The sequence below is a fragment of the Methylomonas sp. LWB genome (genome assembly GCF_001856095.1).
Lineage (GTDB): Bacteria > Pseudomonadota > Gammaproteobacteria > Methylococcales > Methylomonadaceae > Methylomonas > Methylomonas koyamae_A.
This window is the reverse complement of record NZ_MKMC01000036.1, coordinates 1-15807: the sequence shown is the minus strand read 5'-3', so window position 1 is coordinate 15807 and position 15807 is coordinate 1. Positions and strand designations below refer to the sequence as shown.

Below are 15807 nucleotides of genomic sequence, written 5' to 3'. Positions count from 1 at the left end.
CGCAAACTGGCCGAGCGCAGTCAGATCGCCGCCCAGGAAATCGGCCAATTGGCCGAAACCAGCGTCAGCACCGCCGAAAGCGCCGGCCGCTTGCTGGACGCCATCGTGCCCAGCATCGCCAAAACCTCCGATCTGGTGCAGGAAATCGCCGCCGCTTCCCAGGAACAGTCGGCCGGCGTCAGCCAAGTCAATACCGCGATGAATCAAATGAACCAAATCACCCAGCAAAACGCCGCCGCCAGTGAAGAATTGGCTTCCACCGCCGAGGAAATGACCGGCCAAGCCGAGCAATTGCAAAGCTTGATGAGCTTTTTTAAGATCGCCAGTTCCGGCGGCCAACGTCGCGCCGGCACTTCTCACCGCGGCCACGCACCTCACGCCAAACCCACGGCCGCCAAGCGCGGAGCGGCGCCAAGCCATCGCCACGATGCGACCGGCTTGGCGCCGGAATTGCCGTATTTCGAGCGTTTTTAGAAAGAAATAGCGGGAGGGCGAGCAACAATACGCCCTGCTATTGGCATCCAGCCAGTGGGCTAAATTTGGGCCTCTGGCAGACGCCGACAGGCTACTCCGTTTGGGAAAGCCGCCGGTCGGCTCAAGATTCGTTCCGCAAAAACCGTCATGTACCCTGTCTTCCAGGTGTAAACCACGTCGTAACATTTCGCGCGGAATCCGGCGTTCTGCAAGGAAAACACCCAGCCGAAACCGGCAGGTCGCAGGAAATAAAAAAGGCCTTGCATTGCTGCAAGGCCTTGGTATTCGTGGTGCCCAAGGACAGAATCGAACTGTCGACACGAGGATTTTCAGTCCTCTGCTCTACCGACTGAGCTACCTGGGCGTCAAGAGCCGCGCATTAAACTAGGTTATCGGCGGCAAGTCAAGAAAAAACGCAGTTCCCAGCTAAACTGGACAGACGAGCAACGATTATGCAATTCTGTGCCGCCACGCGCGCCGCAGCCCCGCCCGGCGTCTCAAGGGCCGAACCATCCCGGTTTGCCAGGCCCCGGCAAATTAAAAAAATTAAAAAGACCGAGACTTTTATGCAAGCATTTACCGACATACGCGCGCTGATCATCGATATGGACGGCGTACTCTGGCACGGCGACCAGCCGCAAGCCGGCCTGACCGACTTTTTCGAAACCTTGCGCGACCTGGCACTGCCGTTTATTTTGGCGACCAACAACGCCAGCATGACCGCCGAGCAATACGTCGCCAAATTGGCAAAAATGGGCGTTGCGGTGGCCGAGCGAGAAATTCTGACCTCGGGGATGGCCACCGCTTTGTATTTGTCGCAGCGCTACGATCCCCAAACCACCCGCGCCTACGCAATCGGCGGCACCGGCACCTGGAAACCTCTGCAAGATCTGGGCTTTACGCTAACCGGCCTCTACGAAACCGGACCCGACCAACACGCGCATTTGGTGGTTTGCGGCATGGACCGGGAAATCAGTTGGGACAAACTGGCGACCGCGACCCTCAATCTGCGGGCCGGCGCGCATTTCATCGGTACCAACGGCGACATATCGTTGCCGACCGAGCACGGCATTACTCACGGCAACGGCGCGATCCTGGCGGCGCTGACCGCGGCAACCGGCATCCAACCGATGATCATCGGCAAGCCCGAACCCATCATCTATCGGCAAGCCATCGAGTTGCTCGGCGCGCCGCTGGCCCAGACCATCGCGATCGGCGACCGCTTGGACACCGACATCCTCGGCGCGGTGCGCACCGGTATTCGCAGCCTGATGGTTCTGACCGGAGTATCCAGCGCAAAAGATGTGGAAGCCACCGACTACGGCCCAACCTGGGTGGTGCCCGATATCCGCGACGTGACCCGGATGTTGCGCGAACTGGCCGCCTGACCCGCAAACCAAGGAGTGACCATGAAAAAGTTCATCGATAGCCCGGACAGCTTGTTGACCACCAGTTTGCGCGGCTTCGCCAAGGCCCACGCCGACATCGTCGACCTGAACGAAACCCCGCATTTCGTGCGTCGCAAGCACCTTAAGCCCGGCAAGGTAGCGCTGATTTCGGGCGGCGGCTCCGGCCACGAGCCCTTGCATAGCGGCTTCGTCGGATTCGGCATGCTGGACGCCGCCTGTCCAGGCCAGGTGTTCACCTCGCCGACGCCGGATCAAATGATCGCCGCCGCTCAGGCCGTCGACGGCGGTGCCGGTGTGTTGTTCATCGTCAAAAATTACGCCGGCGACGTGATGAATTTCGAAATGGCTAGCGAGATGCTGGACCTCCCCAACGCCAGCGTGCTGGTCAACGACGACATTTCCCTGCCCAAGACCCACGCCATTGGTCGACGCGGCGTGGCCGGCACCAGCATCGTCGAGAAAGTCGTCGGCGCCGCGGCCGAGCAAGGCTACAATCTGGCGGCTTGCAAAGCCTTGGGCGAACGGGTCGTTTCGGCCACCGCCTCGCTGGGCGTCGCGCTGACCAGTTGCACGGTACCGGCCTTGGGCCATCCAACCTTTACCCTTGGCGACGACGAAATCGAGATGGGCGTCGGCATCCACGGCGAGCGCGGCCGCGAAACCGTCAAACTGGCCGACGCCAGCCACATCGTCGCCGAATTGACCCAGCATCTATTCGACGAGTTGCAGCCGGCCGCCGGCCAAAACGTGCTGTTGCACGTCAACGGCTTCGGCGGTACGCCATTGATCGAATTGCATTTGCTTTACGAGTTGGCTCACGCGCAATGCGGCCGGCGCGGATTGACCGTGCAACGCTCGCTGGTCGGCAATTTCACAACCTCGCTGGACATGGCCGGCGCCTCGCTGACCCTGACCGTGCTGGACGAGGAAATGCTGAAACTGTGGGACGCGCCGGTCAATACCGCCGCGTTGCGCTGGGGCTGTTGAGGAAACGCTGTCAAATCAAGATTCGACGCCCCACCTGAATTAGGCCGTTTTCAACACCCTGGCCACCGCCGCGACGATCAATTGCGCGGTTTTGGCGCCGGCATCGATATGGCCCAGACTACGCTCGCCCAAGAACGACGCCCTGCCCTTGGTGGCCTGCATATCGCGGGTGGCTTCGACGCCGGCCGCCGCGACTAGGCAAAGATGATCCAACAATTCGTCCAGTGATTTGCCGGCTTCGGCATCCTGTTGCAAGGCCAGCGCCACCGGCACCCAAACGTCCAGCATCGTTTTTTCGCCGACATCGGCCTTGCCGCGTTGTTTGACCGCCTCGACGGCGGCCGCGAACGCCGCCGCGAAGCCGGACACAGAGCTATCCCGACTGTGTTTATGCAGCGCGATGAACAAGGTCGCGTATAACGAGCCCGACGCGCCGCCGACCGCCGCCATCACCGTCATGCCGATTTTTTGCCAGGCCGCCGGCCAATCCAGCGGCGCGATCGCGTCGGCTTGCTCGACCAAGGCCTGCAAGCCGCGTTGCAGGTTGAAAACGTGATCGCCGTCGCCTATCGCCTGATCCAACTCGGTGACGGCCTCGGCGTTGGCAGCGATGTCGGCCTGAACGGCGCGGATCAACTCGGGAAACATCGCGGGACTGATGGGCATGGGGCAACTCCTGGCATGGTCGACAACAGGCGCGGAGCATAGCCAAGCCGCCCTCGCATGTCCAGTCCGCGCCGCGTCATAAAACCGTAACGCCGCCCTCGTATACTGGGCCGTCGTCGCCCCTGCCCATGCGTGCCTCATGCTGTTTCCGATTCATTCCATCGAACTCGCCCTCAACGACGCCCGCAAACATCGGCAAGACCAAGCCCTAGACGAAACGCCGGGCCAAACCGCGACGGTCAACCGCCTGCTGAGCCATGTCGAACCGATCGCCTGGAACAGCCGTTGCGTCGATGTGCTGGACCACTTCATCCGCCACGAAGACCTACCGGCGGTCGCCATCGTTGACGCCGACCGGATGCCGGTCGGCATTATGGACCGGGGCCGGATCATTGAAATTTTTCTGCGGCCGTTCGCCCGCGATTTGCTGTACAAAAAACGCATCGCCGAAATCATGGACGCCAACCCCATCGTCGTCGACATCAACGCCGGCATCGACGACGTGGCGCGGATCATTATCGATGCCGGGATGCGCCACATGGTTAACGGCTTCATCATTCTGCGCGACGGCGCTTACGCCGGCATGGCGACCGGCCACGCGCTGCTGGAGGAAATCACCCAGCGCAAACAGCGCGATCTGTACTTGCTGGCTCATTACGATCAACTGACCGGATTGCCAAATCGCCTGCTGTTCAAGGACAGGCTGGAACAAGCTTGCCGCGCCGCGTTGCGGAGCGGACGGATGCTGGGGCTGATTTTCGTCGATTTGGACCGCTTTAAATACATCAACGACAGCCTGGGTCACAGCGTTGGCGACCGTCTGCTGCAAACCGTGGCCGAGCGACTGACCCAGTGCGTCCGCCATAGCGACACCGTGTCGCGGCTGGGCGGCGACGAATTCGTCATTATCTTGCCGAATCTGGAAAGTGAGGCGGCGGCCGTCACCGTTGCCGACCATATCGTCGCCGCGCTGGACCAGCCAATGCCGGTTTACGACCACGCCTTGCAGGTCACCGCCAGCATGGGCATCGTGTTGTATCCACTGCACGACAACTCGGCCGAAGGCTTGATCCGCAAGGCCGACGCCGCGATGTACCAAGCCAAGCAACTTGGACGCAATCGCTATGCGCTGTACTCCGAACATTTCGACGACGGCTTGCGGGAACGCATGCTACTGGAAGCCGAATTGCGCGGCGCGCTCGGCAACGGTGAATTTTCGTTGCACTATCAACCGCAAATTCAACTGAGCGACCAGCGGGTCGTCGGCGTCGAAGCCTTGCTGCGCTGGCAGCATGCCACGTTGGGCGCGATTTCGCCGGCCGAATTCATTCCGATCGCCGAGGAAACCGGCCAAATTCACGACATAGGCGACTGGGTGCTGCGCCAGGCCTGCCGGCAACACCTGAGCTGGATCGCTGCCGGCCTGCCCGCGCTGCGGATGTCGGTCAATATTTCGGCGAAGCAATTCGAACAGCCCGGTTTCGCGGGACGAGTCGCTCAGTTGATCGCGGAAACCGGCATGATTCCCGAACACCTGGAGCTGGAACTGACCGAGGGCGCGGTGATGACCCACGCCGACCGCGCCGCGCAAACTCTGGGCGAACTGCGGAGCTTGGGGGTCAAACTGGCCATCGACGACTTCGGCACCGGCTATTCCAGTCTGAGTTATCTACGCACCTTCCCGATCAACAAAATCAAAATCGACCAATCGTTTATCCGCGATATCGAAAACACGCCGGCCAACGAAGCTATCGTCAAGGCGATCATCGCGCTGGGCAATAGCCTGGGCCTGGAAACCATCGCCGAGGGCGTTGAAAATCTGGCCGAACTGGAATGCGTTAAAAGCCATCAATGCCACGAAGTACAGGGCTACCACTTCGCCAGACCGTTGGCGCCGGGCGACTTCGTGACTTGGCACCGGGAATTCCTCGGAACTGCGGCGGCGTGAGCAATCAGTCGACCGCGCCGTCGTCCGGATCGCCTTCCACCGGGCGGGGAGCGGGAATTTCGCCGTCGCGGAAGTGGTATTTTTCGCGCAGATAAGCGAACAACCAGGCATAGGTATCGGGCTGGCGTTGGGCGGCCGCGTCCGGCATTTGTTGCAAGCGCTGCCTAACCGCATGCAACGGCAACAGCAGCAGTTCGATGTCGGCCATCGCCACGAATTTGTTAGGATCGGGCGTGCGACTATTGAAGATCTTGAACAGTTGATGCTTGTTCAAACCCAGTTGACTGTTGATCTCGTCCTTGAATTCCAGGAATAAGGGCAACAAATCGCTGCCGACACAGGTATCGTCGTGCAACTTATGCAAGCGGTGCAATAAATGATAAACCGCGAAGCGGTACAGCTCGGACTCCCGGACAAACAAGCGCGCCGCCGTCGAGCGCACCGCGATCCGGTCGAAATTGTTCAGCCGTATCGATACGATGTGTTTCTTATCGTCGAGGAGGTAGTCGTTGTCGTTCAATGCAAGTCCCTTGTTGGCGTCTGTTCGAAAACCAACCGCTGAGCCTAAATGCAGACGACTTTAATCCATCAATGTTACAGGTTTATAACAACTCTCATATATCGGACATTTTCGGAGTGCGCTCGCCCGACCGTCCGGCGCTAGAGCGAAGACTAAGCCCATCCACGTATCGACTCCGCTCCGCGCGCGCCGCAAACGTCGTTGGGAAACCGCTTGGCGACACGCCCCGCGGCCCGCGCCGAACCAAGTCAAAACGACCGATCCGGAACAGATTGCTCCGCTTCGCCCCGCCGCTGCGACTCGCCGCGCCAACCCGGCGCAACCGGCAATTTTCCCGCCCGGCGAATCAGGCATTGCATAGCAGACCTCAAAAAAATATAATCGCGCGCTTTTTTTAAAGAAAACCTCTTTCCATTTGACGATAGCGAATCCGCCCATGACTAGTCACCTGATGCCGACCTATGCTCGCCAATCCGTCACCTTCGCGCGCGGCGAAGGTGCTTGGTTGTGGGACAGTACCGGCCGACGCTATCTCGACGCCGTCGCCGGCATCGCGGTGTGCAGCCTCGGTCACGCCCACCCGGCGGTGGCTGACGCGCTTTGCGCGCAAAGCCGGACCCTGCTGCATACGTCCAACCTGTACGGCGCCGGCCTACAAGCTCAGCTGGCCGACCGGCTGGCGGAATTGAGCGGCATGGATAACGTATTTTTCAGCAACTCCGGCGCCGAAGCCAACGAAGCGGCCATCAAGATCGCCCGCAAATACGGCCACCAAAAAGGCATCGACGAACCGGTGGTGCTGACGATGGAAAAAAGCTTTCACGGCCGGACGATGGGCACGCTGAGCGCGACCGGGAACACCAAGATCAAACAGGGCTTCGCGCCGCTACTGGCCGGATTTCGCCACGTGGCTTACAACGACGTTCCAGCCATAGAAGCCGAGTTGGCGGCGGACGCCAATATCGTCGCGATCATGGTGGAACCGGTGCAAGGCGAAGGCGGCGTGAATATTCCGGCACCGGATTATCTAAACCGAATTCGCGAATTGTGCGACCGCCACGATCTGCTGATGATACTCGACGAGATCCAAACCGGCGTCGGCCGTACCGGCCGCTTCCTGGCCTATCAACACAACGGTATGTTGCCCGACGTTTGTACGATGGCCAAAGCCTTGGGCAACGGCGTGCCGATCGGCGCCTGTCTGGCGCGCGGCAAGGCGGCCGATGTATTGACGGCCGGCAACCACGGCTCGACCTTCGGCGGCAATCCGCTGGCCTGCGCGGCGGCGTTGGCGGTATTGAACTCGGTCACCGCCGACGGCCTGCTCGATAGCGTCGCCGCCAAGGGCGCGCAAATTCACGCGGCGCTGAGCCAGGCGCTGGCCGAGAATTCGCATGTCGCCGCGATTCGTCACAAAGGTTTGATGATCGGCGTCGAATTGGATCGTCCCTGCGGCGAACTGGTCGGCATGGCTCTCGAACAAGGCGTATTGATCAACGTCACCGCCGACAACACGATACGTTTACTGCCGCCGTTCGTGATCGACGACGCGCAAATCGCCATGCTGACCGGGACTTTGTCGGCACTCATACAGGAATTCAGCAGGTAATCCACGATGCAACCGAGACACTTCACCAGTTTGCTGGATCTGTCCAGCGCCGAACTCCGCGCCCTGATCCACAGAGCCATCGCGCTCAAGCAACACCGCGATCCCGATTACCAGCCGTTGAAAGGCAAAGTGCTGGCGATGATTTTCGAAAAGTCCTCGACCCGCACCCGGATTTCCTTCGAGGCCGGCATGGCCCAGTTCGGCGGCACCGCGCTGTTCCTGTCGCCGCGCGATACCCAATTGGGCCGCGGCGAACCACTGGAAGACAGCGCCAGAGTCATTTCCAGCATGGTGGACTGCATCATGCTGCGCACTCACAAACACGAAACCGTCACGACGTTTGCCCAATATTCGCGGGTACCGGTCATCAACGGCTTAACCGACCTGAAGCATCCCTGTCAATTGCTGGCGGACATGCAAACCTACTTCGAGCAACGCGGCGACATCGCCGGCAAAACCGTGACCTGGATCGGCGACGGCAACAATATGTGCCATTCCTATATTAACGCCGCCCGCCAGTTCGACTTCCAATTGCACATCGCCTGCCCGTTCGATTACCGACCGAACCAAGCCATCGTCGATGCCGCCGGCCAGCGCGTGGCGTTTTTCGAAAGCCCCGAGCTGGCCGCCGCCGGTGCCGATCTGGTCGTCACCGACGTCTGGGCCAGCATGGGTCAGGAAGAAGAACAAAAGCACCGCGAAGTCGCCTTTCGAGATTTTCAAGTCAACGCCGACGTGATGGCGGCCGCGCATGCCGACGCGCTATTCATGCATTGCTTGCCGGCCCATCGCGGCGAGGAAGTCAGTGCCGAGGTCATCGACGGTCCGCAAAGCGTGGTTTTTCAAGAGGCGGAGAATCGCTTGCACGCCCAAAAGGCCTTGCTGGAATTTCTCATCGGCCGATAATTTCGCTAAAATCGCCGGCTTGCGTTAGACCAACCTTGAGAGCCACTGTGAAAAAAACCCTTGCCTACCTCTCCGCCTGCCTGTTGTTTAGCGGTATCGCCGAAGCTCGAACGGCCTACGTCACCGATAAAGTCGAAGTACCGTTGCGTAGCGGCGAGAGCGAGCGCACCAAAATCGTCAAAATGCTGGAGAACGGCGCATTGGTCACCGTGTTGCAGGAAAGCACCGAGAACGGCTATACCTACATCCAGACCAACAACGGTGCCGAAGGCTTTATTCTTAGCCGCTACCTGACCGGCGAACCCAGCGCGCGCGGCCAGCTCGAAGCCGCCAACAAAAAGTTGGAGGCCTTGACCGAGGAAAACAAACAACTGAAATCGGCGCAGGCCGGCAGCCTGGAAATCGGCAAGGAACGCGACAAACTCAGCGCCGACCTTAGCGAATTGCAACAAACCGCCGCGAATGCGATCCAATTGAAGCAGCAACGCGATCAGCTTCAAGAACGCGTCGTCAGCGTCGAACGCGAACTACAACAGTTAAAACGCGAAAACCAAGCCTTGGCGGACAGTACCAACCAAGATTGGTTTTTGTACGGCGGCGGCCTGTCCTTGTTCGGCGTGCTGCTCGGCTTTATTCTGCCCAAACTCAGCTGGCGGCGCCGTTCCAGCGGTTGGGACACGTTTTAATCCATTTTTCCCTCACTCGCCGTTGGCGGGAGAGCATTGAATCAGACGTTGGATGTCCTGAACACCGTGAAGCGCATCGTTGGCAATCGATGCGTTCGTTGATGAGCTTCGCTTCACTCGGCACGTCCTTGATTGTTTTGATTATATTGGGCTGTTAAGGCCTTTCTTTTTTTGGAACCACCATGCCTAGCTATCGTTCACGCACTACCACCCACGGCCGCAACATGGCCGGCGCCCGCTCGCTGTGGCGCGCCACCGGCATGAAAGACGGCGATTTCGACAAGCCTATCATCGCGGTAGCCAACTCCTTCACTCAATTCGTGCCTGGCCATGTGCACTTGAAGGACTTGGGCCAATTGGTCGCGCGCGAGATCGAACTCGCCGGCGGCGTCGCCAAGGAATTCAACACCATCGCGGTCGACGACGGCATCGCGATGGGCCACGACGGCATGCTGTACAGCCTGCCCAGCCGCGACTTGATCGCCGACAGCGTCGAGTACATGGTCAACGCCCACTGCGCCGACGCCATCGTCTGCATTTCCAACTGCGACAAAATCACCCCCGGCATGTTGATGGCGGCGATGCGCATCAATATTCCGGTCATCTTCGTGTCCGGCGGCCCGATGGAAGCCGGCAAGACCAAACTGGCCGGATCGGACGACATCAAAAAGCTGGACCTGATCGACGCGATGGTGATGGCGGCGGACAGCAAAGTCTCCGACGCCGACTTGGCGGCGGTGGAGCGCTCGGCCTGCCCGACTTGCGGCTCCTGCTCCGGCATGTTCACCGCCAACTCGATGAACTGCCTGACCGAGGCACTGGGCTTGTCCTTGCCGGGTAACGGCACCGTGGTCGCCACTCACGCCGATCGCGAGCAGCTATTCAAGCAAGCCGGCCGCCGCATCGTCGAACTGGCCAAGCAGTATTACGAACGAGGCGACGAATCGGTGTTGCCGCGCTCGGTGGGTTTCAAAGCCTTCGAAAACGCGATCGCCTTGGACATCGCGATGGGCGGCTCGACCAACACCATTCTGCATCTGCTGGCCGTGGCGCAGGAAGCCGGCATTGCTTTCACGATGGCCGACATCGATCGGATGTCCCGCACGGTGCCGCAATTGTGCAAGGTCGCACCCAACACCAATAAATACCACATCGAGGATGTACATCGCGCCGGTGGCATCATGGCGATTCTGGCCGAGTTAAACCGGACCGGTAAGCTGCATACCGACGTGCCGACCGTCCACGCCAAAACCCTGGGCGACGCACTGGCGGAATGGGATGTGGTGGCGAATCCGAGCGATGCGGTCAAAACTTTCTATATGGCCGGTCCCGCCGGCATTCCGTCGCAAGTCGCGTTCAGCCAGGATACCCGTTGGCCCAGCCTGGACACCGACCGCGCCGAAGGCTGCATCCGTTCCTTCGAGCACGCCTTCAGTCAGGAAGGCGGCCTGGCGGTGCTGTACGGCAACATCGCGCTGGACGGTTGCGTCGTCAAAACCGCCGGCGTCGACGACAGCCTGCTGGTGTTCGAAGGCAACGCCCACGTGGTCGAATCGCAAGACGAAGCCGTGGAAAACATCCTGGCCGACAAAGTCGTCGCCGGCGATGTCGTCGTCGTGCGCTACGAAGGCCCCAAAGGCGGCCCCGGCATGCAGGAAATGCTGTATCCGACCAGCTACATCAAATCCAAGGGTCTGGGCAAAGCCTGCGCGCTATTGACCGACGGCCGCTTTTCCGGCGGCACCTCCGGCTTGTCGATCGGCCACTGTTCGCCGGAAGCGGCGGCCGGCGGCGCGATCGGTCTGGTGAAAAACGGCGATCGTATCCGCATCGACATTCCCAATCGGACCATCAATGTGCTGCTGTCCGACGAGGAACTGGCCCAACGCCGCGCCGAACAAGACAAGCTGGGCTGGAAACCGGGCAAGCCGCGTTCTCGCAAGGTGTCGGTCGCCTTAAAGGCCTACGCTCATTTCGCGACCTCGGCCGACAAGGGCGCGGTACGGGATTTGTCCAAACTCGGGGACGACTGAGCCAACACACCAACGCGACCCGGCCAACTCAAGCCTCACTGCCGGGATCCGCCCCACGGCCATCCGTCCGGCACGAAGGGCGGCGATCGATCGTCGATTAAGCGCTTGCCGCGCCGTAGGCCGACGTTAATCCTGTGTTTGCGAAGTCTCCGATGCGAGGACTTGGCCGGCTCTGTGATCGGCTTTTTGGGGATAGTGGTCCCATGTCCACCGGATCGAGCGTTATCTCTAACGATACTGGTGTTTTGAATAACATCGATCCGACCAAAACCGGAGTCTGGGTTGGTTCGAACCTCGCCATTTTAATGTAAGCACACAGCATTTCAGTTCGAACGCATCGGGTTCTGGTTCGCACAGGCGCCGTTGTCCGTTGAACGAGCATCACTCTCGGCCGAACAAGCAAGGTTGCATGTTGAACCAGCACATTTCTCGATTGAACAGGCAGCGTTTGCTGTTCAAAGGACAATCTTCTCCATTAAACACTCGCCACTCTCTGTTGAACAGGCAACGTTCTGCAACGAACAGGGAACGATGCCTGTTCAAACCGGACGACACGACATTAAACGGAGAAACGCCGGCGTCGCGGAGCGAACCGTGTCTGTTTGGGATAGAACGTTCTCTCTTTGAGTGGGACCGATGCTTGTTAAATCAAGACGGGCCGGTGTTTGACATAAAAGTGTGCCTGTTGGCGGCGGATCGCTGTTTGTTGAAACTAGAACGCTCGATGTTCAAGCTGGATCGTTGCGCCTCGGTCGGTCAGGCGAGGCGTTTCGGGATAAATCCGGGAAAAACGCGGCGGAACCGCGGACCCATCGGCGATGCCTACCCTGCCGAAAACCCTTTACCCCGCCGGCTGGTTTAAAATGCCGGGACTGTTTACCGCCGGCTATCTTATGTTCTCGATTCGTGCTTTCCTAACTTTACTATCCGCTGTATCGATTTTCGCCGCGCCCGCCGCCGCCGGCTCCAGCGCCGCCGACTGGGCGGCGGTCAAAGCGCCTTCGTCGCGTCCCGCCGGGAGTTTCAGTATCGGCTCGTATACCAACGGCTGTATCGCCGGCGCGGCAAGCTTGCCGCTCCAAGGGCCGGGTTATCAGGTGATGCGCCTGTCCCGGCAACGCTATTACGGCCATACCGAACTAATCGCCTTCATCCAAGCGCTCGGCCAAACCGCGCGCGACCGCCAGCTTGGCACCTTGTTGATCGGCGATTTGGGACAAGCTCGCGGCGGCCCAACGCTCAGCGGCCATCGTAGCCACCAATCCGGCCTGGACGTGGATATTTGGTTTTTGCTTTCGGAGCAAGCCGACCGGCGCGTATTGTCCGCCGAGGAACGGGAAACGTGGAGCGCGCCGTCGGTGGTGGATATGCGCGCGTATCGCATCGACCGGCGCGCCTGGTCGCCCAACCACGCCCAAGTCTTGGAAGCGGCGGCGCAACGCCCGGAGGTGGACCGCATTTTCGTGCATCCCGCCGTCAAACAAAGCTTGTGCGACGCCAAACTGCCCGGCACCGGCGGCTGGCTGCGTAAGATTCGGCCTTGGTGGAAGCATGACGATCATTTTCACGTGCGTTTGAAATGCCCTGCCGACAACCCGGCATGCCAAGGCCAGGAGCCACTGCCGGCCGGCGACGGCTGCGACGCCAGTCTGGCTTGGTGGTTTACCGAGGAAGCCAAAACGCCGGCGCCAGGCCCGGTTTCCGTCCCGCCGCCGTTACCGGCCTTGTGCGAGCAATTGCTACGGGAATAATCCCGGCAAGCGCGGTTGGCGTGTGGGTGCCTAATCCCGCTCGCCTTAGCTCAGTAGCGATAGCGAAAATTACACTCGCCGGTCAATCGGCTGCTCAACGCATTGTTGTCCACGCCGTACTGATTAACATCGACCTCGCAACCCAGGTTCACCGGCCGGGGCTTGGATTTCTGCAACGGCACTAGTTCGTCGGCGGTTTGCGACGGCGACTGACCGGCTTGCGCGGCGGCATCGAACTTCGCCAAGCCGGCTTCGGATAATGTCAGTACCAGTTTATCCGAGCTGTCCGCGTATCCGGGTTCCGCGACAATCAATATTCCGCAGACCACACCCAGTAATCCGCACCTTTCAAAAAAGACAGTCCACTTGTTCATGGCTACCTCCCGATTTCCGGCGACGCTGTCGGTGCGCCGCCCTACTTCGCGCCGGCACGCATCGCGTCGCCGGCGACCTTCGCCAAGGATTTGGCGATCACCCTTGGACAGCAGGAAAAATGCCAAGTTGCGGATAGACTAAATTCCGGCGACGCCGGCATTTCCCAAGCACGAGTAAGTTTAGTCGAGTTCCCAAAAAGTGATGCCGATCACAGTTCAAGGGACTTGCAACCATCAACGTCGCCGGATATGCCGCGACTGCATATTCCGAACAAAACCACCACTGATTCCGACTTCAAAACCGCCAGGCATTCCGGTCGCAAAGCCGCCACCGACTCCAATCCAAAGTCGGCCATCGATTACCAAACGATTCAGCCAGTAGTGAATGACGGCTTTCGACCCACTGCCGTCATTCGCGTATGGATTTAAGTTTCCCGAAACCTGCCATTCGCGAAGTTTAGCTAACTGCAATAAGTAGGTGAATGCGCGGTTACTCGCGAGGATAACGGTTTATGTTTGCGGCACCACTGAAGCAGACTGCTAAAGCGGCTATGAAGCAGTCGAAACAACCTTGCGCAGATTCGCTTTAGACTAGGCGGTCAGAAAGGTCTCATCGGTTCGTCGATAGAACGGATGCGAAAACAGTCATCGCAAAGCCGAAGCGTCCCTGGTCCAGCCGCTGGCATACTCACCAAGGCGTAATCACGGGCCGGATCATCCGCACAGACGCTGCACACATCCGAACCTCCCGCCGTCTGAATGGCCGCTTCCGTCATTGCGGCCTGCTTGGGATTCCATTCGCGCAGCGAAGCAAACCACTCAGGGGTGTGTGGACGAAGGAGTTTGAGAGGTGCAGGCTCACGCAGCCCCTTACTCTCAAGCCAGGCAGTTGCCGCCTTGACCCGCCGAGCATGGAACTGGGTCAGGATGTCCTAGAGCTCTACCTTCAGGGCAAAGTATTGACGAGGGTGCAACGTGTTCAAGGCAACGTAGCCCGCGTGGTTCAGGATAAAACGGTTTTGGCACAACTCCTCGTCTACCAGCAGCTCTTCGCAGTACCTCTGCTTGCGTTCATCCGAGCCGTTATGCCCCTCCATCATGGCAATGTGGTACTGCCAGGAATTCCTTTCGGGATCATCTCTCCACAGTTCCAGATACCTTGAAGATCGTAGTGCTTGCACAAGTTGAGCATCTCCCTCTGGATGCTCCACTAGGTAAGCATCGATATCGTTCAGTGACTCGATCTCAGGGGACAGTTTGCGGGCCTCCTGAAGCAAGGCGTTGGTTGAGTCGCGCATAACTTGGACATTGTCAATATACTCCCGCCGGTCAGCCTCTTCTTCTGGGCTGAGATTCCTAAGCACATTTGGTACTTCAACAATCGCCGTGCTATTCAGGAGCTCTCCTGGATGGCAGAAGTCAGCATCCGATACTAGATTTATGCCGGCATCTCGGTAGGCCTGCGCGACCAAACGCGAGCAGAACTGCCTCCGGCCGGCCACGAAACCAGCCAACACGCTCTTGGCAGCGCCGGTCATCGTGTATCGAGTACCAACCGCAGCCCTGGCAAAGGAGATGACAGAGCGCAATTGATCAGTCGACAGTGGCGTCACTGGTCGAAGCACATGCCCTGCGCAGCCTGGCTCAAGAATAATGCGCTCAAGATTTCGTGCGTGAACACCGTCGCCAGTGGAATCGATCACGCTCGAAGTACCCACACAAATCATGGCGTGGGAGATGTCCGCGCCGGTGAACTTACGTATCGTGTGGCTTATCGGTTCGGGCGTGGTCGTCAAGACAACATCGCCGGGCTGGATGAGGCCGGCGACGAACACCCTGGGACGCAGTTCCGATTCACTCATTTTGCAACTCCGAAATTGGGCGGTCGGCGCCACTGGCGGCTTTCGATTGGAATACCTGGTGGTTTTGAAATTGAAATCGGTGTTGGATTTCATCGGAATACGCACCAAAACAGTAGACAATACGATAACACCATCTGAATTAATAGCATATTGCCCACCTTCATTCCGCTATATTCGTAGCCACAAAGCCGACCGTCGTGACCGGCAGAAGTTGGCCGAACCCTGCCTTCATCCCAATATATATCTTTAGGCGCCAGTGGTGATTTTGTAGTTGGAATCCCTGGCCGACATTGGATTGAAACCGGTGGCGGTTTTCAATCGGAATCGGTGGCTGGTTTGGGGTGGAATATGCCGAGACGCTGTTCCGTCGCGGGAACGAAAATCGGGACTAAGTCCCCTCCTACACCCAGGCTTTGGATAATCCAGAGAATAGGGCTTCCGTGCGTGGGAACCGCTCAAACCGTGGCCGGTCCGAATCGGGCCGCCAACGTTCGCGATTTTGTAGCCGCCGATGCCGCGCTAGCGACAAGCCGGACTTGCCAAATTCCGGCGAATTTGCGGAAATGGCTGGCTTTTGACAGC

14 protein-coding genes and 1 tRNA gene are annotated in these 15807 nt (G+C 59.2%); 10 read left to right on the top strand and 5 right to left on the bottom strand.

What is annotated here, in order from left to right:
* On the top strand, positions 1–474 hold a 474-nt coding region (locus BJL95_RS15855; RefSeq protein WP_254786821.1), incomplete at its 5' end, for a methyl-accepting chemotaxis protein.
* Positions 475–762: 288 nt separating this feature from the next.
* Here the strand turns inward: BJL95_RS15855 and BJL95_RS15850 are convergent.
* Positions 763–838, bottom strand: a tRNA-Phe gene (locus BJL95_RS15850).
* Positions 839–1040: 202 nt separating this feature from the next.
* Here BJL95_RS15850 and BJL95_RS15845 point away from each other — a divergent pair.
* Together BJL95_RS15845 and dhaK are read left to right on the top strand one after the other, a co-directional pair.
* On the top strand, positions 1041–1862 hold the full coding sequence (locus tag BJL95_RS15845) for an HAD-IIA family hydrolase (protein ID WP_071159329.1): 822 nt from the start codon (positions 1041–1043) through the stop codon (positions 1860–1862).
* A 21-nt stretch (positions 1863–1883) separates the two neighbouring features.
* The gene (gene dhaK, locus BJL95_RS15840) at positions 1884–2870 is read left to right on the top strand and encodes a dihydroxyacetone kinase subunit DhaK (protein WP_071159327.1); all 987 of its coding nucleotides are present in this window, start codon (positions 1884–1886) and stop codon (positions 2868–2870) included.
* A gap of 39 nt (positions 2871–2909) precedes the next feature.
* On the opposite strand, the gene dhaL is transcribed toward dhaK, so the two are convergent.
* Complete coding sequence (gene dhaL, locus BJL95_RS15835) at positions 2910–3536, bottom strand: dihydroxyacetone kinase subunit DhaL (RefSeq protein ID WP_071159324.1); 627 nt, start codon at positions 3534–3536, stop codon at positions 2910–2912.
* A gap of 139 nt (positions 3537–3675) precedes the next feature.
* Between dhaL and BJL95_RS15830 the strand changes: the two genes are divergently transcribed.
* Positions 3676–5484, top strand: a complete 1809-nt coding sequence (locus BJL95_RS15830) for a bifunctional diguanylate cyclase/phosphodiesterase (RefSeq protein ID WP_071159322.1) — start codon at positions 3676–3678, stop codon at positions 5482–5484.
* Positions 5485–5488: 4 nt separating this feature from the next.
* Here BJL95_RS15830 and BJL95_RS15825 read toward each other — a convergent pair whose 3' ends face one another.
* Positions 5489–6004, bottom strand: a complete 516-nt coding sequence (locus BJL95_RS15825; protein WP_231883520.1) for a hypothetical protein — start codon at positions 6002–6004, stop codon at positions 5489–5491.
* Positions 6005–6440: 436 nt separating this feature from the next.
* Here BJL95_RS15825 and BJL95_RS15820 point away from each other — a divergent pair, with 436 nt between their 5' ends.
* The 5 genes from BJL95_RS15820 (at position 6441) to mepA (ending at position 12989) form a co-directional block, all read left to right on the top strand.
* The gene (locus BJL95_RS15820; protein ID WP_071159320.1) at positions 6441–7613 is read left to right on the top strand and encodes an acetylornithine transaminase; all 1173 of its coding nucleotides are present in this window, start codon (positions 6441–6443) and stop codon (positions 7611–7613) included.
* Between the two features lie 6 nt (positions 7614–7619).
* Positions 7620–8519, top strand: a complete 900-nt coding sequence (argF, locus tag BJL95_RS15815; protein WP_064024447.1) for an ornithine carbamoyltransferase — start codon at positions 7620–7622, stop codon at positions 8517–8519.
* Positions 8520–8566: 47 nt separating this feature from the next.
* Positions 8567–9205, top strand: coding sequence for a TIGR04211 family SH3 domain-containing protein (locus BJL95_RS15810; protein WP_064024449.1), 639 nt, complete (start codon positions 8567–8569; stop codon positions 9203–9205).
* A 182-nt stretch (positions 9206–9387) separates the two neighbouring features.
* Positions 9388–11238: a dihydroxy-acid dehydratase gene (ilvD, locus tag BJL95_RS15805; protein ID WP_071159318.1), complete on the top strand. Its 1851-nt coding sequence runs from the start codon at positions 9388–9390 to the stop codon at positions 11236–11238.
* A gap of 818 nt (positions 11239–12056) precedes the next feature.
* Positions 12057–12989 (top strand): penicillin-insensitive murein endopeptidase, encoded by a 933-nt coding sequence (gene mepA, locus BJL95_RS15795; protein ID WP_254786820.1) that lies wholly within the window; start codon positions 12057–12059, stop codon positions 12987–12989.
* A gap of 50 nt (positions 12990–13039) precedes the next feature.
* On the opposite strand, the gene BJL95_RS15790 is transcribed toward mepA, so the two are convergent.
* Positions 13040–13363 (bottom strand): hypothetical protein, encoded by a 324-nt coding sequence (locus BJL95_RS15790; protein WP_139306287.1) that lies wholly within the window; start codon positions 13361–13363, stop codon positions 13040–13042.
* Between the two features lie 90 nt (positions 13364–13453).
* Between BJL95_RS15790 and BJL95_RS24765 the strand changes: the two genes are divergently transcribed.
* Positions 13454–13792 (top strand): hypothetical protein, encoded by a 339-nt coding sequence (locus BJL95_RS24765; RefSeq protein ID WP_139306286.1) that lies wholly within the window; start codon positions 13454–13456, stop codon positions 13790–13792.
* Positions 13793–14295: 503 nt separating this feature from the next.
* Here BJL95_RS24765 and BJL95_RS15780 read toward each other — a convergent pair.
* Positions 14296–15225, bottom strand: coding sequence for a YiiX/YebB-like N1pC/P60 family cysteine hydrolase (locus BJL95_RS15780; protein WP_217631696.1), 930 nt, complete (start codon positions 15223–15225; stop codon positions 14296–14298).
* Positions 15226–15807: the final 582 nt, after the last annotated feature.

Excerpts from the sequence above, each read along its gene's own strand:
- BJL95_RS15845 (WP_071159329.1), top strand. The coding sequence starts at position 1,041 with ATGCAAGCATTTACCGACATACGCGCGCTGATCATCGATATGGACGGC.
- dhaK (WP_071159327.1), top strand. The coding sequence starts at position 1,884 with ATGAAAAAGTTCATCGATAGCCCGGACAGCTTGTTGACCACCAGTTTG.
- dhaL (WP_071159324.1), bottom strand. The coding sequence starts at position 3,536 with ATGCCCATCAGTCCCGCGATGTTTCCCGAGTTGATCCGCGCCGTTCAG.
- BJL95_RS15830 (WP_071159322.1), top strand. The coding sequence starts at position 3,676 with ATGCTGTTTCCGATTCATTCCATCGAACTCGCCCTCAACGACGCCCGC.
- BJL95_RS15820 (WP_071159320.1), top strand. The coding sequence starts at position 6,441 with ATGACTAGTCACCTGATGCCGACCTATGCTCGCCAATCCGTCACCTTC.
- argF (WP_064024447.1), top strand. The coding sequence starts at position 7,620 with ATGCAACCGAGACACTTCACCAGTTTGCTGGATCTGTCCAGCGCCGAA.
- ilvD (WP_071159318.1), top strand. The coding sequence starts at position 9,388 with ATGCCTAGCTATCGTTCACGCACTACCACCCACGGCCGCAACATGGCC.
- mepA (WP_254786820.1), top strand. The coding sequence starts at position 12,057 with ATGCCTACCCTGCCGAAAACCCTTTACCCCGCCGGCTGGTTTAAAATG.
- BJL95_RS15790 (WP_139306287.1), bottom strand. The coding sequence starts at position 13,363 with ATGAACAAGTGGACTGTCTTTTTTGAAAGGTGCGGATTACTGGGTGTG.
- BJL95_RS15780 (WP_217631696.1), bottom strand. The coding sequence starts at position 15,225 with ATGAGTGAATCGGAACTGCGTCCCAGGGTGTTCGTCGCCGGCCTCATC.